The 25,142-nt window shown below is 65.4% G+C and carries 9 protein-coding genes; 3 read left to right on the top strand and 6 right to left on the bottom strand.

Features of this window, described 5'->3' with window-relative positions; genetic code table 11:
• Nucleotides 1-245: 245 nt before the first annotated feature.
• The 4 genes from NR187_RS08945 to NR187_RS08930 all read right to left on the bottom strand — a co-directional run bounded on the left by NR187_RS08945 (nucleotide 246) and on the right by NR187_RS08930 (nucleotide 2,898).
• The gene (locus NR187_RS08945) at nucleotides 246-998 is read right to left on the bottom strand and encodes an ABC transporter permease (RefSeq protein WP_256806292.1); all 753 of its coding nucleotides are present in this window, start codon (nucleotides 996-998) and stop codon (nucleotides 246-248) included.
• On the bottom strand, nucleotides 995-1,120 hold the full coding sequence (locus NR187_RS08940) for a hypothetical protein (protein WP_256806291.1): 126 nt from the start codon (nucleotides 1,118-1,120) through the stop codon (nucleotides 995-997). The genes NR187_RS08945 and NR187_RS08940 overlap by 4 nt, the downstream gene beginning before the upstream one ends.
• 216 nt (nucleotides 1,121-1,336) lie before the next feature.
• Nucleotides 1,337-1,963 carry an alpha/beta hydrolase gene (locus tag NR187_RS08935; protein WP_256806290.1) on the bottom strand — a complete coding sequence of 209 codons (627 nt, stop codon included), beginning with the start codon at nucleotides 1,961-1,963 and terminating at the stop codon, nucleotides 1,337-1,339.
• Nucleotides 1,960-2,898 (bottom strand): ring-cleaving dioxygenase, encoded by a 939-nt coding sequence (locus NR187_RS08930; RefSeq protein WP_256806289.1) that lies wholly within the window; start codon nucleotides 2,896-2,898, stop codon nucleotides 1,960-1,962. The genes NR187_RS08935 and NR187_RS08930 overlap by 4 nt, the downstream gene beginning before the upstream one ends.
• 128 nt (nucleotides 2,899-3,026) lie before the next feature.
• On the opposite strand from NR187_RS08930, the gene NR187_RS08925 reads away from it, so the two are divergent.
• A complete protein-coding gene (locus tag NR187_RS08925; protein WP_211383051.1) occupies nucleotides 3,027-3,950 on the top strand; it encodes a LysR family transcriptional regulator in 924 nt (307 codons plus the stop codon).
• Here the strand turns inward: NR187_RS08925 and NR187_RS08920 are convergent.
• Together NR187_RS08920 and NR187_RS08915 are read right to left on the bottom strand one after the other, a co-directional pair.
• Nucleotides 3,943-6,636, bottom strand: a complete 2,694-nt coding sequence (locus NR187_RS08920; protein WP_256806288.1) for a hybrid sensor histidine kinase/response regulator — start codon at nucleotides 6,634-6,636, stop codon at nucleotides 3,943-3,945. The two genes, NR187_RS08925 and NR187_RS08920, sit on opposite strands and share 8 nt — an antisense overlap.
• A complete protein-coding gene (locus NR187_RS08915; protein ID WP_256806287.1) occupies nucleotides 6,633-7,664 on the bottom strand; it encodes an ABC transporter substrate-binding protein in 1,032 nt (343 codons plus the stop codon). Before NR187_RS08915 ends, NR187_RS08920 begins: the two co-directional genes overlap by 4 nt.
• Before the next feature lie 296 nt (nucleotides 7,665-7,960).
• Between NR187_RS08915 and NR187_RS08910 the strand changes: the two genes are divergently transcribed.
• Entirely contained in the window at nucleotides 7,961-8,704 is a 744-nt protein-coding gene (locus tag NR187_RS08910; protein ID WP_211383054.1) for a hypothetical protein, read from the top strand.
• Nucleotides 8,705-8,775: 71 nt separating this feature from the next.
• On the top strand, nucleotides 8,776-25,134 hold the full coding sequence (locus NR187_RS08905; RefSeq protein WP_256806286.1) for a leukotoxin LktA family filamentous adhesin: 16,359 nt from the start codon (nucleotides 8,776-8,778) through the stop codon (nucleotides 25,132-25,134).
• Nucleotides 25,135-25,142 lie beyond the last annotated feature (8 nt).

Raw genomic sequence — 25,142 nt, 5'->3', positions numbered from 1 at the left:
AGGGGAGAAGGGAGAGAAGACCGCAAGATTTCGGAATATTAGCAATATACCTCTGTTTTGCCCGACGTGTCAAACAGCAGGAATGCCCGTTGCTGCGCCTCTCCCTTGCGGGAGAGGGCAGCGACGCCGGTAGACATGAACTCACTCGGGTGAGGGGTCTGTCTCCGCCTCGTGGCCTGCCCGCACAAGCCGTTGATCTTGCTATCCCCGGCTACTGTGCATGGGGTTGTTTTCGCGGTTTTTGTCTAGATCTGCTGGTAGATCAGGATCGGCAGCGTCATGATCTGGAATCCGCCGAGCAGGATCGGCGTGACATAGGCGCTGATCGCGAGCGCGAAGACGAGCAGCGAGCCGGCGAGGATGCCGGGCAGACTGAGCGGCAGCGTCACCTCGATGAAGGCGCGCAAGGGGCTGGCGCCGAGATTTTCCGCGGCCTGCTCCAGCCGCTCGTCGATGCGGCCGATCACGCCGGTCAGGGTCAGCACCATGAAGGGGACGTAGATGTGGACGAGCCCGACCACGATGCCGGTCTCGGTGTACATCAGCTTCAGCGGCTGGCTGATCACGCCGAGCGAGATGAGCGTCTGATTGATCACGCCCTTGTCGGGCAGCAGCGTCATCCAGGCGAAGGTGCGCACCACGATGCCGGTCAGCATCGGCGCCAGCACCGCCATCAGCAGCAGCGCGTGCCCGGTGCGGCTCCTGATGCGGGCCATCCAGTGTGCCAGCGGATAGCCGATCAGGAGCGCGACCAGCGTGGTCACGAGCCCGATCCGGATCGTGGTCCAGATCACCTCGAGATAAAACGGATCATCAAACATGCGGGCGTAGTGACGCGTGGTGAAGGCGACCTTCGGCGCCACCACCGGATTGCCGGTGAGCACGCTCATCAGCGCCATCAATCCGATCGGCAGGAAGAAGAACAGCGCAAACAGCAGTGCGCTTGGCAGAACAAAGAGCGCAAGGCCGTTGGGGCACGGGGTGGTGGCGCTGCTCATCGCGTCCCCGTCTGAACGCGTGCCGCGGCCTGGTCGATGGGATCTCCGGTCATCCGCCGCAGCTTTGGATAGGTCGCGGGCACACGTGCGCGGATGTCCTCGTCGGTGAGGCGGGCGAGCATGGCGCGGCCGTTCGAAGTGGCGAGCGCCGGTCGCGCAAGGAGCGCAGCAGCCGCGAGGTCGAGCTCTTCGGCTTGCCCAATTCCAGGCCCGACGCGGAAACGGGCAAGCGGAAATTTCCGGCAGGGTGGTGCCCAATTGCGCAGATGCGGCGGAAGCTCGCTTGGCCAGGATTTCGAAGCGGCGCACCGCGGATGGCGGTGCGCCGCTTCTGGGGATCAAGCCGCTTCCGCGGCGACGTTGCCGATCCAGTCGCGGGCGAGCGTGACATCGGCCTGCGACAATTGATGGCCTGCCGGCAGGACCTTGTGAGTCACGTCGGCGCCTGCCTGCGACAGCAGCGCCGCGAGGCGTGCCGAGTTGCTCGCCGGGACGATCGGATCGCCTTGTCCGGACAGGAGCAGGACGGGCTTGCCGCCGAGTTCAGCCTTGGGCGAATCCGACAGCGGCACCATCGCGCGGAGCAGGATCGCGCCCGCCAGCACGTTCGGCTCTAGCAGCAACAGCGCGGCCGCGATGTTGGCGCCGTTGGAGAAGCCGACCGCGACGGGCGCGGCGATGCCGTAGCGCTGCCGTGCCTCGCTGACGAAGTCGCCGAGCTCGTGCGCGCGGCGGCGCACGTCTTCCTCGTCGAACACGCCCTCGGCAAGACGGCGGAAGAAGCGCGGCATGCCGTGCTCGAGCACGCGTCCGCGCGGCGAGAGCAGGGCGGAGCCGGGCGAGATCATCTTGCCGAGCCCGAGCAGATCGTTCTCGTCACCGCCGGTGCCGTGCAGCAGCAGCAGCGGTGGGGAGCCCGCGATAGTCGCGGGCTCGAAGCGATGGACGAATGAGGTGTTGGTCACGACACGCCCTCCTCCAGGTTCGGCAGCACGCCCTCGATCTGCTTGCGTTGCGCTTCGAGGAAGCTCGGCAGCTTCAGGTCACGTCCCAGCGTCGCCACGGGCTCGTCGACGGCGAAGCCGGGGACATCAGTCGCGATCTCGAACAGCACGCCGCCGGGCTCGCGGAAGTAGATCGAGCGGAAGTAGTTGCGGTCCCTCTGCTCGGTCGGGTGCAGGCCGTGATTGCTCACGAGCTTTTGCGCCATCTTGCCCTGTTCGGCATCGTCGGCCGCGCGGAAGGCGATGTGATGCACCGAACCGCCGCCCTGATGCCCGCGCAAGAAGCCCTTGGCCTCGTAGATGTCGACGACGCTGCCCTCGGCATCGCCTGGGGCCTTGAAGCGGATCACGGAACCTTCGCGGCCCGTTTCCTTGAAGCCGAACACGTCGGTGAGGACCGCCGCCGTCTTCGCCGCGCTGTCGAGCAGCAGCGTTACGCCGTGGAAGCCGCGGATCGCATGCTCGGCCGGCACATCGCCATTGCTCCAGCCCGGTTCGTTCTCGGCACCGGGGATGCCGACCAGCGCGAGCGCCATGCCGTCGGGATCGGTGAACGGCAGCACGGACTCGCCAAAGCGCTTCTCGAGCGCCTCATAAGCGATGCCCTTTTCGGTGAAGCGTTGCGTCCAGTAGCCGAGCGAGCGCTGCGGCACGCGGAAGGCGGTCTGATGGGTCTCGCCGACGCCGCGGCGCCCGGCCGGCACGCCGGCCCAGGGGAAGAAGGTCAGGATGGTGCCTGGCCGGCCGGTCTCGTCGCCATAATAGAAGTGGTAGGTGCCGGGATCGTCGAAATTGACCGTCTTCTTGACGAAGCGCAGGCCGAGATCCCTGGTGTAGAAGCCAAAATTCCTGATGGGGTCGCCTGCAATCGCGGTGACATGGTGCAGTCCAGACATTGTCGTCCTCCAAAACTCTGGCAGCGTCTTGCTCTGACCGGAAATATCGTTCCGCTTTGGTTTGGAGACAATCCATGCAAATATGACGTCTATGTCTACGATTTGGAAACAATCGCGGAGGCCGGCCCTTGGATAAGGTCGCCAGCCTCCGGGCCTTCGTCAAAGTGGTCGAAAGCGGCAGCTTTGCCGAGGCCGGCCGGCAATTGCGGCTGTCGCGCTCGGCGATCAGCAAATACATCGCCGACCTCGAGGAGAGCCTCGGCGTCCAGCTCCTGAACCGGACCACGCGGCACGCCAGCCCGACGGAGAATGGTCAGCGCTATTTCGAGCGCGCCGTCGTCATCCTCTCGGAGATCGAGGCCGCCGACCAGGCGGTGACGCAGGCCCAGTTGGCGCCGCGCGGCCTGTTGCGCGTCAACGCGCCGATGTCGTTCGGCACCATGCGGCTCGGGCCGGTGCTCGCCGACTTCATGGCGCGTTATCCGGAGCTTCAGCTCCAGATCGTGCTCAGCGACGATCTGCTCGATCCGGTGCAGGACGGCTTTGACGTGACGCTGCGGATCGCGGAATTGGAATCTTCGAGTTTGATCGCGCGAAAAATCATGCCGGTGGCGCGCATGATCTGCGCCTCGCCGGATTATCTGGCGCGCCACGGCACGCCAAGGCATCCGCAGGATCTACGCGAGCACGCCTCGCTGACCTACGGCTTCCTGCTCACCGGCAATCAATGGAAGCTCACCGGCGCCGACGGCGATCACTGGATCCAGCCGGCCTGGTCGCTCTGCGTCAACAACGCCGAGGTGCTGCGCGACGTCGCGATCAAGGGCAGGGGGCTCGCGCTGCTTCCCGAGTTTATCGCCGCGGACGCTTTGCGGAAGGGCGAGCTGCGGACCGTGCTGGACGTCTATTCCGCGCCGCCGCTTGCGCTCTATGCGGTGTATCCGCCGACGCGGCATCTGTCGGTCAAGGTACGGCTGTTCATCGACTTCCTGGTCGAACGTTTTGGCCGGGAGGAGGAGGCAGGCGCGCGTAAAACCGCTGCGGCTAACTGAACGAGCGCTGTTCGGTGCCGTGAAGCAAATCGTTCAACGAATTCATCGAAGCCCGCCGAAGCGCGGCAAGTTCACGCGCGGCACTCTGGCATTCGGGAGGTGACATCGAGGGCGCCGCCAGCTCGATGTCGCGGCAACGCTCGAACAGGCGGACGAGCCCGAGCGCGCTCGCCGCGCTGCCGAGCTGGTGCGCCAATCGCGCGAGCTGCTTGTGATCGCCGGACGCGGCGGCCGCAGTGATGTCGGCGATCAGCTTTTCGCCGGTCTGATCCAGCAGATCATGAAGCTTCGCAATCTGTGAGGCGCCGAGCAGCTCTTTCTGGTCGTCGAGAAAATGCTGGTCGATCAACGCGCCGGTCGCAAGCGGAGCGTCGGTCGCGGCATGCTCGGGCTCGTCCTCGATCGCCTCGCGAAGCGCGTTGATCAGGATCGGCTTGCTAACGACCTTGGTGATCCCGGCGCCTGCGAGCCGCTCGCGGGTGCCGCGCGACACATCGGCAGTCACGACGATGATCCGCGGCATCGGCTGCAGCGGGAGGTGCCGAATGCGCGCGGCCGCCTCCACGCCATCCATGTCGGGCATGTGCAGATCCATCAGGATGACGTCGAACGTCTGGTCGCCGGCGAGCGCGACCGCGGCTGCGCCGTTCGTTGCGATCGCGCAACGGTGGCCGAGCCGGTTCAATATGGCTTCGCCGACCTCGCAATTAACAGGGTCGTCATCGACCAGCAGGACGCGGCACTGCCGCGATGGCGGCGAAGGCGCGCCTTGCGCGGTGCCGCTGGCGGCGTGGCCGAGCGGCACTTCAAACGTGAACGCGCTGCCGGCGCCCGGCGTGCTCTCCACCGTCAGCTCGCCGCGCATCAGCCGGGTGAGGCGGCGCGCGATCGCAAGTCCGAGGCCGGTGCCGCCGAACCGCCGCGCAATGCTGTCGTCGGCCTGGACGAAATCCTCGAAAATCCGCTCGTGCATGTCGGGTGCGATGCCGATGCCGGTGTCGCGAACGGTGATACGCAGCAGGATCTGGTCATCATGCCGCCCGGCGGCCGCGTTCAAGCCTACCCCGCCGCGCGGGGTGAACTTGATCGCATTTCCGATCAGATTGAGCAGGATGCGGTTGAGCCGCACCGGATCGCCGTGCACGGAAGTGTTGACCGTCGTATCGCAGGACAGGTCGAAGGTCAGTCCCTTGCCGAAGGCCTGCGGGCGCATCAGATCGGCGGCCGTCTCGATGAGCTGGTCAAGCCGGAAGTCACGCGTCTCCAGCGCTTCGACGCTGGCTTCCAGCCGTGCGTATTCCAGGATGGCGTCGACCAATGCGATCAGCGTTTCGCCCGATGCGGCCGCAGTCGCGAGGTGACGCCGCTGGGCATCGCCGAGGCCGCCGTCGTCGAGCAATTGCAGCACGCCCATGACGCCGTTCAGCGGCGTACGCAACTCGTGGCTGACGACCGCGAGGAAGCGCGATTTGGTTTCGTTGGCAGCCACCGCCGCGCTGCGCGCGCGCTCGGCGGCGTCGTGCTCGGCAAGAGCCTGGTCGCGGGTCTTCTCCAGCTCGGAGGTGCGCTCGATCACCTTGCGCTCCAGCGTCGCGTAGGATTCGCGCAAATGCGCGGCCATCCGGTTGAACTGGTCGCCGAGCGCTTCCAGCTCGTCGCCGGTCTTGATCGCGAGCCGCAGGCCGAGATCGCCGCTGCCGATCCGCCGCGCGCCCTGCGTCAGGATCTGGATCGGCACGGTCATGCGCCGACTAAGCCAGAGCGACACCAGCACCGCAATTGCGAGAAGGGCGACCAGGAGAAACGTCGAGCGTCCGATCGATGCATAGATCGGCGCGTAGGCTTCGGTGAGCGGCAGCTCGACGAACACCAGCCAGCCCAGCGAGGGGACCGTTGCGTAGGTCGACAGCACGCGCTGGCCCGACAGATCCTCCTTGACCAGGCCGTTCGAGGGCGGCCCCACGCCATCGAGCGCGGCGCGGACGTCGGCATGGCCGGAAAGATCGCTCCTGCGCAGTGCCGGCCATAAATCGGGATGCGCGATCAAGACCCCCATGCGGTCGACCACGTAGGCCTTGCCGGTATTGCCCACCCTGATCCCGGCGACGAGGTCCCAGATGAAGCGCAGATTGACCTCGGCGACGATCACGCTCGGATCGCGGCCGACGCCGCGCGCGGCGATCGTCATGAACGGTTCGGTGTCGCTGAAGAAGTAGACCGGCCCGTAATAGGTGCGGCTCTCGTTGGCGCCGCGGAAGGCCGGGGTGGCAGAGAGGTCAGCTTTGCCGCCGACTCTGTCCGCGACACGGCGCGACACGCGCACCTGCTCGCGGCCCTGCGAGTCGAGCTCCGCAATTTCGGCGATTGCGGGCGAAAGGCGCAGGAGGCGGATGGCGTTCAGACGCTCGTCTTCGTTCGAGGACAGCTCCGGCGGCAGCCGCGAGAGCCATTTGATCTGGTTTTCGATCTGGCCGATGAACTGGCCGATCTGAATGGCCGCGGAAGCGGCCTGCTCGCGCTGGGTCGCCGCGAGAAGTTGCTTCTGCTCGCGGTAGGAGAACCAGACGTCGAATCCGGTGCTGATCGCAAGTGCTGCAAAGGCGAGGGCGACGATCGAGTAGAGATATTTGCGGAACAATCGGCCGGGAGGCGTCGGCAAATGCTCCTGGTCGACCGTCTCGTTCACTCGCGGATCTCGTCGGCGCGCGCGAGCAGCGTGAATGGAATCGTCAAATCCAGAGCGCGGGCGACCGTGCGGTTGATCAGGAGGTCGTATTTCCGCGGCGATTGCACCGGAAGATCACCGGCCTTGGTTCCGCGCAATATCAGGTCGACGTAGTCGGCCGAGCGCACTTCGAGTGTCGGCCCGTAGCTCATCAGCCCGCCCACATCCATGAAATAATGGAACGGATAAATCGTGGGCACGCGATGGCTCGCCGCAGCCGTCACGACGGCCTTCCGGTTGACTACGAGAAAGCTGTCGACCAGCGCAACCATCGCGGCCTTGGGCGGTTCGGAAAAGCGCCCGATGGTTTCGTCGATCTCCGTCGGCGCGTTGACGGGGGCGGGGACCACGGACACTCCGGCCGTCGCGGCCTCCTGCTCGATGGATTCGAGGAAGAAGCGGCCGCCGCGAGGTGTGGTCGCCGGGTTGAACAGGACGCCGACGCGCGCAAGATCCGGCACGGCCTCCCGGATGAGCTGGAGCCATTTGCCGCCCATCTCGGCGGTGCTGTTGGTGAAGCCTGTGACGTTGCCGCCGGGATGCGCGAGGCTCTCGACGAAGCCGTTGCCGACCGGATCGTTGGTGGTCGCGAAGACGATCGGGATGGTCTTGGTGGCCGCCAGGACTGCCGCGGTATCGATCGTCGAGCCGGTCACGATCACGTCCGGCTTGAGCTCCATCAATTCCCGGACCGCGGTCGCGAGCTTGTCCGCTCCGCCGAAAGTCGAGCGGAGCTCGAATCTGAAGTTGACGCCTTCGACCCAGCCTCGCTGCCTCAAGCCGACGATGAGGCCACCCAGGCGGGAGGACGGGCCGTCGATCATGCTTCGTCTGGTCAGTTCGTCGTCGAGCGGCAATGCCGTCAGCGATGCGACCACGCGCATGCGATCTGACGTTGCGCCGAGCGCAATCCAGCCTGCCGCGGTTGTGCCTGCAAGCCGTATGAAGCCGCGGCGATCGAGCGCGAGCGCGGAAGGCCGTTCGGTCATGGAATTCTTTGCACGATGGTCGGTCCCAAGCCGGTTGCTTAACGCGAAAGGGCGGTGTCCACAATTGATGAAAAAATGCGCTTATGAATGTTCGTTCGCAGCATTCGGCAGTCCGATACCGTATTGCTGTCCCGGCCAAGGAGTCGCTGTTTCGAGCTTTGTCTGCTCCGTGCCGATCTGTAACGCATTGTGGCGTTGCAACATTTTCCGCTTGGGTTGCGAGGTCGGTCCGGAGAAGTCGATTTCGTAGCTGCCGATTTTTGAAGCGCTGTTTCAAGTTGTTTCGAAGGTTTTCAATGCGCAAGATCTATCTCGTTCCGGCCCTCGTTGGTCTGCTCACCTCCGTTGCAGCCGGGCCCCTTGCGGCCCAGGGCGCCGTGCCGAAGCAGAAAGCCGCGCCGGCGCCGAAAGCTGCCGCAGCCGGTACTGCACCCACTGCCGCCGGCGCGACGTCGGCAGCCGCCGCCGAGACAGCGGCCGCAGACGACAAGATCAAGGCGATCGACGGTTTCCGTTCCGCCAAGTTCGGCATGAACGAGGCCGACGTGCGCGCGGCGATGTCCAAGGATTTCGGCGCCAAGCCCGACGCGGTCAAGGCACAGGACAATGCCTCGGAATTGACGCACAGCCTGCTTTATTCAGCGCCCGACCTGCTGCCGAACGGTGGCACCGCCGAACTCTCCTACGTGTTCGGCTACAAGTCGAAATCGCTGATCCAGGTCGGCGTCGTCTGGTCGAAGGGCACCGACGCGGCGATGACGCCGGAGAAGCTGTTCTCCAACGCCAACATCCTGCGCGCCCATTTCCTCAGCGAGGGATTCAAGCCCGACTCCATCGCGGTCAACATGCCCGTCAACGGCGGCATCGTGATGTTCCGCGGCAGCGACCCCAGGGACCGCTCGGTGATCCTCCTGCTCCAGGGCACGTTCGAGAACAAGGAGAACAACCAGCGTGTGCTGACGCCGACCAGCCTGCTGCTGTTCTACGTGGCCGACGCCAAGAGCCCCGACATCTTCAAGCTGCCGCCCGGCCAGTTCTGATGCCGGACAGCCGCACGACATTCTCCCACCCGGTTGTGGATCGGCGCCAATGCCGATGACGAGGATCTGAAATGCGCAGGCCATCTGCGAGGCGAGACAATGCCGAGCTGACGCTGCGGGGGCTTGCGCGCTTCCGTTCGATGTCACTGCTCTGCGCGCTGCAGATGGTCTTCCTGCCGGTGTTCAGCGTGCGCCTCCAGGCACAGACGGCGAACGTGATCACACCCGATGGCCGCACCGGGACCAGCCTTCAGACCTCCGGCAGCGTCACCAACGTCACGACCTCGACGGTCTCGGGCAACAACGCCTTCAACTCGTTCTCGCAGTTCAGCGTCGGGCAGGGCAACACCGTCAATCTGCAACTGCCGACCGGGACGCGGAACCTCGTCAACATCGTTCGCGACGCGCCGGTCTACGTCAACGGCACGCTCAATTCGTACATGAATGGTGCGATCGGCGGTAACGTCTATTTCGCCGATCCCAAGGGTTTCGTGGTCGGCCGCAGCGGCACCGTGAACGTCGGCAGCCTCAACGTCTCGACGCCGACGCGGGAGTTCACCGACAGCCTGATCGGTGCGCAGGGGCAGATCAACGGCTCTGCCGTCGGCCATCTGATGGCGGGCTCGTTCCCGGTCTCGCCGGACGGCAACATCCGCATCTACGGCCGGGTCAACGCCATCGACGGCGTGCGCCTGACCGGGCAGAACGTCTTCGTCGGCGGTGCCAGCCAGCGCGACATCGCCAATCTCGATCACGCCGCGAAGTTCGCAGCCTCGGTCAATTCCAAGGGCCTGCGCAGCGCCAGCGCCATCACCGTGAGCAACGGCTCGATCCATATCGGCGCGGTCAACAACGCCAGGATCAACGGGCGCCTGACCGCTCGCAGCAAGACCTCGACGCCGAGCAACATTACGGTGCAGGCCGGCAACAACATCGACCTCGGCAAGAACGCCAGGCTGAGCACGGCGAGCAGGACGGGAGATGCCGGCGGCGTTCTCGTCAAGGCCGTCAACGACGTAACCGTCAGGAGTGGCGCGAAGTTCAATGCCAGCTCGAAGATGGGCAATGCGGGCCTGGTCGAGCTGAGCGGAAACGGCGTCATCGACGTCGGCAGCGGGGTTACCATCAACCTCAGCGCACCGGCCGGCCTGGCTGGCACGCTGCTGATCGACCCGACCGATGTGGTCATCGGTGACGCAAGCCAGGGCGACACCGGCGTGACGCTGTCGAACAGCTCGGTCGCCAACGCCATTGCGGCGCTGAGCGCCGGCGCCACCTATCTGGTCCAGGCCGACAATTCGATCACGATGCTGGCGCATGCGCTGGTCGATGCCCGACGGCTCGATGCCAATGGTCATTCGACAGGCAATGCCAACAACGTCACCATCGACGCGCCGAATATCACCATTTCGAGCGGCGCCAGGATTCTAGCCCAGGTGGTCGATTTCGGTGGCTCCCACTACACCAACGGCAACGTCAGGCTGACGGCGACGGCGAGCGACACCAGGCTGTCGGGCCAGGCCACCGCGACCACAGGGATCACGGTCGACGGCCAGATCACCGGCGGCGACATTTCGATCGGCGCGACGTCGATCGCGACGTCCAGCTTCACGAGCTCGGTCCCCGGCCTCTTCACGCTGGTGGGCACCACGCTTGCGGCCTCGCTTCTCGGCATCAACGGCGGCTATGTGGCCGCGAGCGCCACGGCGACGGTCAACATCAACGGCAACGCCAACATCAACGGCGCCGGCAATATCATGATCGCCTCGCATGGCTCGGAGACGGCGCAGGATCCGGCGATCGCGAGCACCTTGCTCGGCGGCTCGCCGATCGGCGCCGCCGCGGTCGTCGGCAAGCTCGACGGTAACGTCACGACCAACGTGGCCTCCGGCGCCACGATCAGCGCGGGCGGCAACCTCGCCATCCACGCCACCAACGACGCCACGCTGAACGTGACTGCGGTCGCGGCGACCTCCAGCGCGCAATTCATCGAGACCGTTGCCTATTCTACCGGCTCGGTCTCGACCACGGCGAACGTCGCGACCGGTGCAAACCTTTCCGTCGGCACCGTGATTGCATCCGGCAATTCGCTGACGCTGCGTGCGATCAACAACAACTCTTTCTCGACCGGTGCCACGTCGGTTGCGCTGAGCACGCCGAATGCGAGCGGCGGGATCGGCGGCGCGCTTGCCATCAGCGACGTCACCACCTCCGCGACCGCGAAGCTCGGCTCGTCGCTTGGCGCCAGCGCCTCCTCCCGGATGAACGGCTCCGTGACGGTCGAGGCGACGTCGAACACCACGAGCAACTCGACCATGGCCTCGACCATCGTCGGTACGCCGGCCCTGATCGGCGCTATCCAGGAGTTCATGGTTTCCTCGCCAACCCTTAGTCCGCTGATCGCCCAGCAGATGGTCCCGCTCTTTCCGGTGAACTTCGATTTGAAGGTTGCCGCCGCGCTGTCGCTGGCCAACAGCACCGAAAACGCGACCGCATCGATCGGGCAAAATCCAAGCGGTGGCACACCCAGCCTCTATATCAACGGCAACGTCGCCGTCGTCAGCACTCTCATCGACCGGGGCGTGCGGAGCAACGCGACGGCTGCTGCGATCACGTCGAACGCATCAACCGGCGAGGGGGTTGCGATCAGCGCCGCGGTCGCCTGGGGCAATTTCAACCACAATTCAAACGCCTATATCGGCGGCGGCACCGTGATCAACGCAGCCAACATCGCGGTCGACGCCAGCACCTGGATGCCGATCACCAATACCTGGCTGAAGTGGGACGGATTGACCGAGGTTCTCAGCCACCTCAACGGCAATCTCGGCGTCGGCGGCAACATCCTGACCAGTTATGCCAACGCCACGGCCGACGCCGGCGATACCGCCGCCGTCGCCGGCTCGGTGAACCATTTCGTCGTGGACAACAACACCACGGCGTGGGTGGCCAGCAGTGCCAGCCTGACCGCGACATGCACGACGGCGGCTTGCGGCAGCAGCTGGTCCGCGACGGTGAACAACGGCGACGTCCACGCCTACGACTCCAGCATCCAGATCGCGGCGACGACGACGACGGCCTCGATCGACGCCGCCGGCAATGTCGGCACGCTCGGCTTCCTGCCCGGCAACACGTCCGGCGGCTCCTCGGTGGGCGGCTCGCTCAATTTCGTCCAGTTCAACACCAGCACGATCGCCGGCGTTTCCGACCAGGCGACGCTGCGGGCGGCGGACGACATCGCCGTCAACGCGATCACCTCGGACCAGTTTGTCGCGGTGGCGCCGTCGTCCGGAAAGGCGGCCGGCGCGCTGGCGCTGAACGGCATCACCTCGCTCGGCTTCCTCAACAACACGACGCACGCCTCGATCTCCAGCCAGGCCAGCGTCTTTTCTCCGACGCTCAACATCCTGGCGCAACAGGACCTGTCGGTCGTGACGATCGCCGGTGCGGTCAATGTTGGCGGCGGCTCGGCGGTTGGATTGTCCGTTGCCTATCTGGGCGCGAATATGGATACGTCCGCCTATATCGGCGACAACCATTCCGACATCCGGCCCGGGCCGTTCAGCACCGACGATCCGTTTGCCGGCAACAGCGGCGGAAGCGGTTCGGTCAACGTCGACAACCTCACGATCAGCGCCACCACCTCAGGCCGGATCACGTCAGCGGCCGTCGCGGCTTCGATTACCGAGCCCTCATTGTCCAGCTTCGCCGACAAGGCGGGCGCCGCCAGCGCCGCCGCGACCGGCGGGCCGGCCGGAATTGCGCTGGCTGCAAACAAGATCAGCTCGAGCTCCGGATCGAGCACGAACGGCTTCACCATGGACCTCGCGGGTAGTTCGTCGGTGAGCGACGTCTCGCTCGGAACCAGTGCTTATATAAGGAATACGTCGGTCAATAAATTCACCACGGCGACCGCGGCGAACACGGGCACGATCGTGCAGGCGCTCAACGACACGATCCTCAGCAACGGCTCCGGCTCCGCCGCGGCCAACATGTCGGGCTCGTCGGCTCAGGGAGCCGCCGTCGGCGCCGCCATTGCGGCTGCGATGTCCAGCAATGCCACGCTCGCCTATATCTACGGCACCACGATGCAGAACCAGACGTCTGTGACGGTGCAGGCGCTCAATGGCGGGTCGGAAACCGTCGTCGCCATCGGGGTTGCGGGCGGGACGTCAGCCAATGCGGCCGCGCTGTCGGGGTCGGTCGGCATCATGACGGACAGCGCCAACGCCTACATCGAGAGCTCGACCATCACGGGCTACGCGACGGGGACCAATCGCGCGATCGAGGTCGACGCCTATCAGACCACGAACATCGCAATCGGCGGCGGCTCGCTCTATGTGTCCGGCGGTAAGGCCGGTGTCGGCATCGGGCTGACTTACGCGTCGATTGCCGATCCCACGGGCGGCAATGCCACTGACGCGCATATCCGCAGCACGTCGATCTCGAACTATGACAGCCTGCTGGTGCTGGCCGACAGCGCCAGCGTCATTGCCGCCGGTGCGGCCACGGGCGGGGCAGGGGCCAACGGGCTTGCCGGTGCGATCGTCGTCGACGAGGTTACGCCCACGACGACGGCCTATATCAACAGCAGCTCGACTGTGAACATCAACGTCGGGCGCGTGACGGTGCTGGCGGACAGCGGCGCCGTGTCGGACCTCGATACCGCGCTCGGAAATCTCGTCAAGAAGTCGAACAATAATCATCTCGCATCGGACACGTGCACGGCCGCCGCCGGCAATGGCACGCAGAACTGCATCGATTTCAGCGCGGCGGCGCTCAACGATGGCATGGGTAACGGTCCGGGCGCCAGCATCATCTCCGTTGCGGGCACCATCCAGGCCGGCAAGAACAATGTCGGCGCCTCGATGGTGTACGATACCATCGCGACGACGCATTGGGCCTATATCGCCAACGTCCGGATGTCGGCCCTCGGCAGTGTCAGTGTGAATGCTGTCGACACCACGAAGATCCAGTCGGTCACAATCGGATTCGGCCTGGCGACCAGCCAGTTTGCCGGCGTCGGCGGCATGACGATCAGCTCGATCGCCAATACCGTTTCGGCGGCTATCGGAAACAGTCAGTCCGACACGACGCAATCGACCGTGACGGCCTCCAACATCTCCGTCAGTGCGAGCGACAATTCCAGCATCACCGGAACGGCCGCTATCGCGGGCGCCTCGACGCAGGGCAGCGCTGCTGGTCTCGCGCTCGTCTACAGCAGCATCGCCAACAATGTCGGCGCCGGCGTCACCGGCTCCAAGCTGACCGCCTCGGGCAATCTCGCCGTCAGCGCGAACTCGAACGCCAGCATCTCGACCGTTGCCGTCGGTATCGCGATGTCCTCGCAGGTCGGCCTGGCCGGTTCGGTCGCCACCAATCTGCTGGGAACCAACGTCACCGCCGGCATCACCGCTGCCGGCACCAACGGTATCAACGGCGCCGATGTGACCGCGAACAACAATGTTGCCGTGATCGCCGGCAACAACGACAAGGCGGCGGTATTTGGCGGCGCCGTGTCGATCAGCAAGGGCGCGGGCGGCGCCGCGGGCTCGCTGGTGACCAGTCAGATTACCGGAACCACCGCGGCCTATATCAGCGGGACGAACACCAAGGTCGATGCGCGCGGAACCAGCGCGACCGATACGCTGTCGGTCAACAACGGCACGCTCGTTCATGCCTTCGATCTCGGCGCCGCACAGACGCCGAGCGACAACACGCCGGACCTCTCCGAGAACCAGGACACGGTGCGCGGCCTTGCCGTCGTCGCGAGCTCGCACCAGGCGGTCGTGACCAACGTGGCGTCGCTCGCCGCAAGCAGCGGCATTGCGATCATGATCAACCCGATCACCAATGTGATGAGCGGAGCGACCCGGGCCTATATCGACAGCGCAGCCATCGACTCTCGCCTGACCTCGTCGACGCTGGCGCCGCAGATCGAGGTCGCCGCCTCGAGCTTCTCCTATTCCGGCGCGTTGGGCGTCGGCATCGTGCCGCCCACCGGTAGCGGCGGCGGCGGCGCCACCATCATCAGCACGACGATGTCACGCGACACGCGCGCCTACATTACCAATTCCACTGTCGGCGGCGTGTCCTCGTCGAGCCCGACGGTCGGCGCCGTCACCGTGAAGGCCAATGCCGAGCAGGACGCGTCCTCGATCGCGATCGGATTCAACACCGGCTCGGTCGGGCTGAACGTCTTCCAGGCAACGACGGAAGCCTATGTCGATGGCGGCGCGCTGACGGCGGCGTCACTCACGGTAAACGCCAACAACAACACCGGCATCTTCTCCGCGAATGGCTCCGGCGCCTATGGCAGCCAGGCCGCGATCGGCGCGGCGTTCCTGGTCCAGGTGTCATCAAACCGGACCGAGGCGTATGTCGGTGACGAGTTCCACTATCAGGGCAACGGCGCCGCGCATACGACCGCGCTCAATCTGAGCGGCGCGCTCGACGTCGAGGCCAACACGAAGAATCGCTTCGAGGCCTATGCGGTCGGCGGCGCGCTCTCGACCGGGACGGCCGCGATCGCCGGTATGGCCAACATCGAGATCGCCAGCAACACCACCATCGCCGGCGTCTACGACACGACCCTGCAATCGGTCACCGGCGGGGCCGCCGGCGCGGTCACCATCAACGCGAACGAGGACGTCGCGATCAAGGAGATCGCCGGCGCGCTCGCGATCGGTGCCAGCGGAGGCGGCGTCGGCGTCGGAGCGGCCGCCAATGTCATCGTGTTCAAGAGCCAGACCACTGCCGAAAGCCGCAACAGCAATCTGAACTCGTCCGGTGCGATCAATGTCGGCGCGCTCAGCACCAAGGAAGTGCTGTCCTACGCGGTCACCGCCGGCATCGGCGGCAGCGTCGGCATCGGTGCGACCGTCGGCGTCATCATCATCGGCACCAACACGGCCGATCCGGATACGCAGGGCGAGCAGACCGGCCAGCTCAATCAGGGCGGCAACGGCACCATCGCGTCAGTAAACGCCGGCACCAATTCCTCGCACGGCAGCAACGCGGTCGCGAGCGGCACAGCTGGCAATCCGAACAATGCCAATGTGACGTCGACCTACGACGTCAGCAGCGTGCTCACGGGCGGCAATGACGGCGTCACCGCGCAGATCGCGGGCGGCAACGTCACGGGTTCTGAGGTCCATGTCGCCGCCACCAGCGCCAATGCGGCCAAGATGTACCTGCTCGGCGCCGGCTTCGCAAAGAACGTCGGCATCGGTGCTGGCATCGGCTACACCAGCGTCGACAGCAGCGTGCTGGCCAATCTGAGCGCGGTCGTGTCCGCGCCCTCCGTCAGCGTCGCGGCGGTCGTCAAGGACGCCAGCACCGGGCCTTATGCCGGCAAGACCATCGACACCGAGGCGATCGCCGGCGGCGCGGCGCTTTACTTCGGCGCGGACGCGGCCGTGGCGGTCGGTAACGTTGCCAACACCGTGATGGCACAGCTCGGCGGCCAGGTCACCGGCACCGGCGGCACCGGCGTCGCCGTCATGGCGCAGGACTCCTCGACCCAGGTCGTCTTCACCGGCGGCGTCACCGGCGGCGCCGTGGCCGTCGGCGCTTCCGTCGCCACCGCGGGACGATCGAGCTCGGTCGCGGCGAAGGTTCTGGACGACGCCACCGTCAATGCCTCGACGCTGGCGGTCGGTGCATCCGGCGCCGGCACCATGACCACGACGTCAACCGCACTCGGCGGCGGTATCGTCGCCGGCGTTGGTGCGGACGCAGAGGCGCACGAGAACTCGTCCGTACTGGCCGAGATCGGATCGGGCGCCTCGATCACCACGTCCGCGACCGGCGTCGGCACGCTGGTGACCGCGTCGATCATGCCCAATCTGTCGAGCAGCGCGATCGGCGTCTCGGTCGGCGGCGGCGCGGTCGGCGTGGCCGTCGCCAAGTCTACGGTCGGAGCCACGGTCACGGCCGATGTCGGCGACAATGCCGACTTCTCGGGCGGTGCGCTCGCCGTGACCGCCATGGCGCTGGTTCCGACCAGCGGCACGACGACCTACGCCTGGGCGCTCGCAGGGGGCGGCGGCTCGCTGATCGGCGCGCAGGGCAGTTTGGCCATGGCTTCCGAGAACGCGACGGTCAGCGCGTACGGCGGAACCGGGATTACGCTTCCCAACGGCGATGTGGTGATTGCGGCTGAAAACGACAGCAGCCAATACGCCCAGGCGACCGGCCTTTCGACCGGGTTCCTGGCACTGGGTGCGACCGTCGCCCAGACGTCGTCGATCGCGCATACCTACGCCTATCTGGGGGCGCCCGCGGATATGGACGCGACCCATCTCAATCACACCGACTACACCGGCATCCTGCAGATCACGGCCACCGGCAAGGATACCAACGTCTCCAGCGCAACGGTCGGCGCGGGCGGCACTTACGCCGGCGCCGCGGCGGTCGCGACGACGAGTTCGACCGCCGTGACAGATGCGCGGTTCGACGGTGGCGCGACGGATGACACGCTCTATTTCGGCGGTCTCAATATCCAGGCCAAGCACACCACGAATTATGCCGCCAGCGGCGACGCCTATCAGGCGTCCACGGCCGGCGTCTCCGCCGGCAACGCGCAGAACGACGTCGACTCGACCACCACTGCCGAGATCGGAACGCATCTGATCATCAACTCGGCTGGCGGCGACATGGTCGTCATCTCCAACGACATCGTCAACCAGGCCGGCGGCGGCGCGCGGTCGGGCTCCGGCGGCTCGTTCTCGGGCGCTGCCGCGCTCAGCGACTCCCACGTCACCCAGACGGTCACCACCAATATCGGCGCCGGCACGGTCCTGAGCCTGAACGGCGATCCGCGGACCTCGGCGGCGGTGATCAACATCGAGGCCTACAACACGCTGAACACCAACGACACGGCGAGCCTGGCCACGGCCAGCTTCTTCGCCGGTGGCGGCGCCGAATCCAACATGACGGCGAACGCCACGCTTGCGGTCAACATCAATGCCCGCGAGCTGTTCAGCGTCGGCAAGATCTATATCGGCACGGCTGCGAAGATGGCGGCGGCCAACAATGCCAACGCCAGTCTCTACGGCGCGATCGCCGGCGTCGGTGCCAGCACCAACAGCTGGGTCCACGCGGACCAGGCCGTCAATGTCGGCGACCACGCCAAGGTCGAGGCCTGGGGCCAGATCAACATCTATGCCGGCATGTCGGGCGATACCATCACCTTCAGCAGCGTGCAGGCAACCGCGACGACGGTGGTCTACAACAACACCGCCGTTCCGATCTCCGCGCTCTACCGCGGCACGGCCAATGCCGGCGACACCACGAGCCTGACACTCGCCAACACCTCGAGCGTGCTCGGCGTACAGAACATTGCCCTGGGAGCGACCCAGGGTCAGGTCACGGCCTCCGGCAACGGCAGCAACTACAATCCGTATCTGGGCATCTTCAGCGCCAAGAACAGCGACAACCACAGCCACACCAGCGGAACCGGCGATGTCGCGCTCAATGGCCTGGTGGTGGCGGGCATCAACAACGATATCACAATCACGATCGACATCGGTGCGAGTGCGCCGACCGCGAGCACGACGAGTGCTTACTCGTCACTGCTGTCCGGCGGTTCGTCGACACCCACCCTCGAATATGTCGCCGACGTCGATCACTTCAACCCGATGATGAGCTGGAACCATCAGGTGGTCCAGTACACCATCGTCGGCGGCTTCAATCCCTACCAGAACGTCGTCAACCAGCTCGTCACGCTGACCGGCCTGACCGAGACGCAAATCCGCTCGCAGCTCGCGGCGGCGACGCCCGCGGCGCCAGCGACGATGTCGCCGTCCGGCACCGATCCGACCGGCGACATCCAGCGCCAGATCAACACATTGATCCAGCAGGCGCCGTATACCTCCGACTCCCCCGGCAACGCCTTCGCATTCGGCGACATGCTGGTATCCGCCGGCAACGTCTCGATCCTGGCGCAGAAGCTGACTGGAAACAGCGGCACGAACCCCGCGGCGCCCGCGGTCATCGCGCGCAGCTCGCCGATGATCAAGATCGAGAACAAGGGCCTCGACTTCATCGACCTGGCCAACCTCACGGTCACCAATGTGACCGGAGGAAACATCACCTATCGCCAGATCGACCATGTCGACCCGGATTCGCACTCCAATGTGACCTTCACCGCCACACCGAGCGCGACGCCGATCATCGACATCTCGGCCACTTACAACCGCCTGGATCCCTTCAGCGGGCTCGGCGTCGACCAGAACGGCAACCAGCTGACCCGCACGCCCGACATCTACTTCGACGGCGCCGTCAATAACGAGAACGGCCTGCTCAAGATCACCAACAATCTCGGCAGCATCGTCGCGTCGCAGTCGCTCAATGCCGCGACCGTCCAGATGGTGGCGCCCAACGGCTCGTTCGTCTTCCTGGGCGGCCTTGGCAGCTTCTACACCTCCAACCACGATGTTCTCTCGCAATGGGCGGGTGTCGAATTCAAGCCGGCTGACGATGACACGCTGACGGCGGTCATGGCGGCGGCGACCTATCTCGGCGCCTATGGCGACTACGCGACCAGCCCGCATATCGGCGCGGGCGGCGGCCACCCGTATTCCTACTATTGCTGCGTCGACGGCAATACCGGCGTTCAGCAAACGGCGAGCAGCAGCACGATCTTCACCGCGCGCATGCTGGATCTGTACTACGACGGCCTGTCGCTCTATTCGGCGATCTTCCTGCCGATGGGCCAGGGTGCGCCGGGCAACGGTAATCCCAACGCCGGCAGCGTGCCTAACGCCGCTACGCTCGCGATCATGGAAGGGCCGACGGTTCAGACCATCTCCACCGCGCCGTGGGAACGGGATACCTATACCGGCCAGGGCGTCTACAGCAACACGACCTACGATTACACCACGACCTCGACAGATTCCCAGGGCAACACCACCACCACCAACCACACGTCCACGTTCTACTCGCCATTCAATTGCGCGGGGTGTTCTGCCTACTTCCAGGTCGTCAATATCCAGCCCGACGTGATCACGCCGAGGACCGCGCAATCGAACTCTTCCTCGAACAATAGCTCGACCGCGACCGCGGGGTACCAAACGCCCGCTAACGCGCCTTTCATCTTCGGCAAGGCGATCATCATCTCGGCTGGCGTCATCAACATCAACGGCACCATCCAGAGCGGCACGAGCAGCGATTACTCGGTCGATATCGGCGGCGCCGCGTTGACCGCTATCAACACCCTCAAGACCAGCAACAATGGCGCGGACTTTGCCCAGGCCCAGGCCAACGCGCGGAACGGCAGCTATTACGACATCACGGCCTCTGCGACGACGGAGGCCGCCAGCGACATCAAGATCGGGGTGAAGTACAACGCTCTCACCGACCAGATCATGGTGAACGGCGTGGTGCAGGGCTCGGGCGGCTACGTCTATTTGAACGGAAAGATCATCTCGACCTCGACCCAGGATGGAGTTTCCCAGGGCACTATCGCGGTCAAAGGCGGCGCCGGCTCGATCACGGTCAACAACTCAACCGGGCTCCAGCTCGTCACCAACACCATCAATACCGGCGTCAGCGCGCCGAGCGTGATCGAGATCGTCGATCAGCTCCAGCAGCAGACGACGTGGTACGTCTACAATCCTTCCGCTGCGGGCAGCCAGCAGGTGTCGACGTATCGGACGAGCGGCGTCAATGCGAGCCAGTACACCGACTCGATGCTGACCGGCCTCAGCGGCACGGCAGGCATCCAGTACGCGCCGAAGGCAAACATGTATTACCAGTGGGTCGATACGGCCACGCTCGATCGTCCGACGGACTCGACGCAGTTCGACTACGGCTGGCATTACACGCCTAATTCGACCACCGGGCAGAACTGGACCCGCACGATCAGCCTCGTTTCGAATGTGATGCAGGCCACGGGCGGCGGCGGCAACACCGGCCAATTGCAAAGCAGCAACTTCCAGGAAGTCGTCACCGCGACCGGCGGCTATCACAGCGGCGGCGGCGGCACCCATCCCGAGAAGTGCTGCGGCGCGGACGGCCAATACAATTGGTACCAGGAGATCTACGATCACCTGACCCTGACGCTGACGAATACGGTCAAGGCGTCGAACCCGATCAACATCTCGTTCAGCGGCGGCGGCAACAGCACGGTTTCGGTCACTTCGAACTCCGGCATCGTCGTCAACGGTCCGATCAACAACCTCTCGGGCACGACGACGGTCAGCGCCACCGGAGCCAATTCGGCCGTCACCTCCGGCGCGGACGCGAACAACCCGATGATATCGGGCAGGAGCGTGATTCTCTCGGCGGATGGCGGTATCGGCACGATCGGCGCGAACGGTGTTCCCGTCCAGGTGCAGGTCTATGGCGGCAGCCTGACGGCTAGTTCGATCGACCACGACATCGCGATCGCGGCCATCGGCTCGCTTTCGATCAACCAGGTGAAAGTGAATTCGGCAGGCAGCGCGCCGCCGCAGGGCAGCGTCTCTATCTCGGCGACCGGCGACATCAACTCGGCGTCCCCCTACAACGGCGCCAACCCCGTCGTGACCGGCAAGAACGTCGAGATCGACTCCACCGCCGGCGCGATCGGCGCGACGAGCAGCGTCGTCAATGGCGCGTCTACCCTGACCAACATCAATCCGCTGGTGATCCAGGCGACGGGCACCGCGCAGGCCGGCGGCAGCGTCGATGGCGGCGTTCTCGACAGCGCCTCGGCCACCGGCACCTACATCGTCCAGTCCAAGGGCGATTTGCGCCTCGGCACGGTCCAGTCGAGCGGCGGCCCGGTGTTCCTGGAGGCGGCCGGCTCCGACGGCAATCAGGCCAACATCCTGAACGGCCGGGCAGCGGTGGGTCTCACCCAGGCGCAGAGCCAGCATCTCCAGGACGTCTGGGCCAGCCTCGACCTGCTCAGCGGCAACGCCGCCACCAACGCCGTCAACAGCTACCAGTCAATGGTGACGTCGGCCTATAACGACTACTTCCAGCTCAAGAACATCGCCTTCGCGAACGGCAGCACCTACAACCCGACCTCGGTGGGCCTGACGGTGCTTCGGGCGCAAGTGGCTGCCAAGCTCGGCATCGATCCGGCCAACGTCTCGACGATGGACATGAAAGTCGAGGCCACCACGCGGTTCCTGAGGGACCAGTTCCTGCTCGGCAAGATCACCACCGACGAGCTCAAGAGCTCGCTGACGGCACTGCTTGGCACCGCCCCCGCAGATCCGCTGGGGGCCGTGTTCGGCAGCTCGCTGTCGTCGGCGTTGTTCACGAAGCTGTTCGACGGCGTCTCCACGGCCAATCAGCGCATGCCGAGCAACACGGCGCTGCAGACAGCGCTGAACTCCTACAATGCGGGCTACGCCTACACGCTCGCATCGACCGAGCGGGTCTACGGCATCATCACCGCCGGCGCGCAGTGGACGCAGAGCCAGCTCGCCTACACCGTGTCCTCGTCGGCCGTCGGCGCCGCACCGCCGCCGATCGACGAGAACGTCGTTGCCAATGTCAGCGCGAACCAGATCATGCTCTACGCGCCGCGCGGCTCGGTCGGCAATTCGGCCGCGCCCCAGACTTTCAACTTCACCAGCGTCGATTCCTCGGCGCTGTCGCCGGAGCAGAGGGGATTGCTCGCGACGGCGGGTCCCGGCCAGCTCACCGTCGGCGCGACCACCGACCCGACGACCCATGTCGTGACCTATACGGTCAGCTTGTCGCAGCAGAACCTCGTCGTTGTCGACAATCCGATCGCGATCTCGGCCAAGGCGCTGACGAATGTGTATCTCGGCAGCAAGAACAGCCTCACGCTCGGCGGCATCACCGCGAACTATGGCCCGATCGCGGCCGCACAGGCCAACGGCATCGAGGTCACCGGCCGCGGCGACGTCAAGCTCGACGCTGTAACCAGCATCAGCGCCGCCGCCGGCGTGACCGGCACTCCGGTGATATCAGGCGATATCGGCAACCTGACCCTGATCGCCGAGCATGGCAATGTCGGCGCCTCAGGGGCAGCCGGAAGCAATCCCGCGACCAACGCGAACGCGATCCAGATCGCCTTCGCCGACCCGGCCAACGACCAGCTCGACCAGGTCTCGTCCGCTCAGGGCATTTATGTGAAGCAGACCACCGGCGATCTCATCCTCGGCAATATCTCCGCCGGCAATGCGATCCAGCTCGCGGCGAGCGGCAGCATCTACGCCGAAGCCGGCTTCACGGACCGTTCGGCGATCCATATCCTGGGCACCGACCTTGATCTGCGCGCCGGCGGCAACATCGGCTTCAATGGCTCCATCTTCCAGCCCTTGCAGGTGAATATCTCGGGCAGCGTAACCGGCTCGGCGTTCGGCGATCTCAGCATCCTGGCGGTCACCGGCGATCTCGTGATCGGCGCGAGCGGCGCCTACGGGACGGTGACGGCCGGCGGCGCACTGACGTTGAACGTGCCGCGCGGTGCGCTCACCATCAATGCCGACATCACCAGCGACGGCCTGATGCAACTGCTCGCCAACCGCGGTTTGACCTTCGCCGCCTGCTCCAGCGCAGCGCCGGTGGTTGCGACCAGCAGCTCCGACGGTATGACGCTGGTCGCCGCGACGCTGTCGATGGGCACCTATTCGGCCATCAACGCGGCCGGCGTGATCTCGGTGACCACCACGGGCGATGCGACGATCGGCCAGCTGAATTCGTCGCTGTCCTATGCGGCGGCTTCGAACGCGCCCTCGATCATCGTCACTGCCGGTGGCGTCGCCTCGCTCGGAGCGATCATCGACAATGGCGACGGCCAGACCAAGTTCGTCGCGTCCGGCGCGGGCGCCGAAGTTTCGTTGAGCGCATCGAACGGCATCGGCAGCGCGACGAGCCGGTACGACTTCAACGCTGCGCGGCTGTCGGCAAGCACGAGCGATGGCGACATCTATCTGAAGGCTCTGACCGACACCGAGGCGAGCCTGCTGTCCGCGATAAAGGGCAGCGTGGACATCGTCGGCACAGGCGAGCTGACGCTCGATCAGGTGCTGGCGGGCACGGCAACCGGGGCGAGCGGCTTCTTCAGCGCCGTTACCAACAATGGCAGCATCGTCATTGGAACCGCCGACACCAGCGGCTCGCAGACGGTCCACGCCAGCCAGAACGTCACGTTCAAGGCGCTGGCGGCCACTGGCAATAGCGGCGACATCGGCAACGTCACCGTCACTGCCGACAACGGCTTCATCCTGGCGCAGACAGTGATGGCGGGCGGCGTGCCGACACTCGGCTCGGTCTCGGCCAACGGCTCGGCGCGGCTGATCGCGGCAGGGACCAACACCGGTCATAACCTCACGGCGTCGACCGGCAACGCGGTGCTGCAGGGCACCGTCGTCAATTGGGACAATCTCAATGTCGGCGGTTCGCTCGGCATGACCGCGACGACAGGTGCGATCACGCTCGGCACCGCCGTCAGCGGCGGCACGCAGACCCTGCACGCCGCGGGCGACATCGTATTCGCCCAGCTCACCACCACAGGCATCCCCGGGGATGCCGGTGATATCGACCTGCGCGCAGATGCCGGTTCGATCCGGGGTGGATCGATCTTCGCCAACGGCGACACGCACTTCGCTTCGGCGGGATCGGTCTCGCTCGACCGGATCAGCGGCTCCACGATCAAGCTGTCCTCGCCGGGTGACCTGACCATCGGCTTCGTCAGCGTGCGGAAAGAGCTCGACCTCGCGGCCGACACGATCAACGTCAGGGGCGAGCAGATCCGCTCGACGCCGCAGATCCCGCTGATCATGAACGTGACGGGCTACAACGGCGGCACCGCGACCTCGGCCAACGTCTCGATCGATCCTGACAGCATCATCATCAACCAGTTCAGGGTGGTGGACGCCAACTTCTGGACCGACGCGCGGGCCGTCGCGATCCTGAGCGGCTATGTGCCTGGTCAGCTCATGCTCACCACGGCGACCCAGCAGGTGTTGCTCAACAACCGTACGCCGGCTCCGTCCAACTGGCCGACGCTCCAGCTCTATCAACCGGGTGGCGTGTTCACGATGAGCCAGGTCGGCAACGCCAATGTCAGCAACGCCTATGTGGTGTTCTACACCGGTGACATCTCGGCGACTGTCACCAACTACGGGCCGACCCACACCTGCTGCAACGACTTCACCGGCGCCAGCATGATCCGCAACATCTCCGTCGACGGCGAGGGCAGCGAGAGCATCGAGACCTGGCTCGCGAAGAAGGACGGGGGCACGTTCTACCTGCTCGGTCTCTCCGGCCAGGCACGGCTCGACGCGCTGCTGACGCCGCGGCCGGTCGAGACCATCGGTTCCGGGCCAGCCGTCAACATCGAGGGATTGAGCGACATGCGCAAGCTGCGCCGCCAGGGGCAGCGCGCGGGGCGCACGGGCTGGAAGGACGCGGCGGTTGAGACGACGAAGCCGGCGGTCGGCCGGCTCGCACAGGCGTGGTAATGGGATTC

Origin of the sequence: Bradyrhizobium sp. Bra64 (assembly GCF_024519875.1) — a bacterium.
GTDB classification, from domain to species: domain Bacteria; phylum Pseudomonadota; class Alphaproteobacteria; order Rhizobiales; family Xanthobacteraceae; genus Bradyrhizobium; species Bradyrhizobium japonicum_G.
Note: the sequence above shows the minus strand (reverse complement) of the source record. Positions and strands in the feature narration are given on the sequence as shown.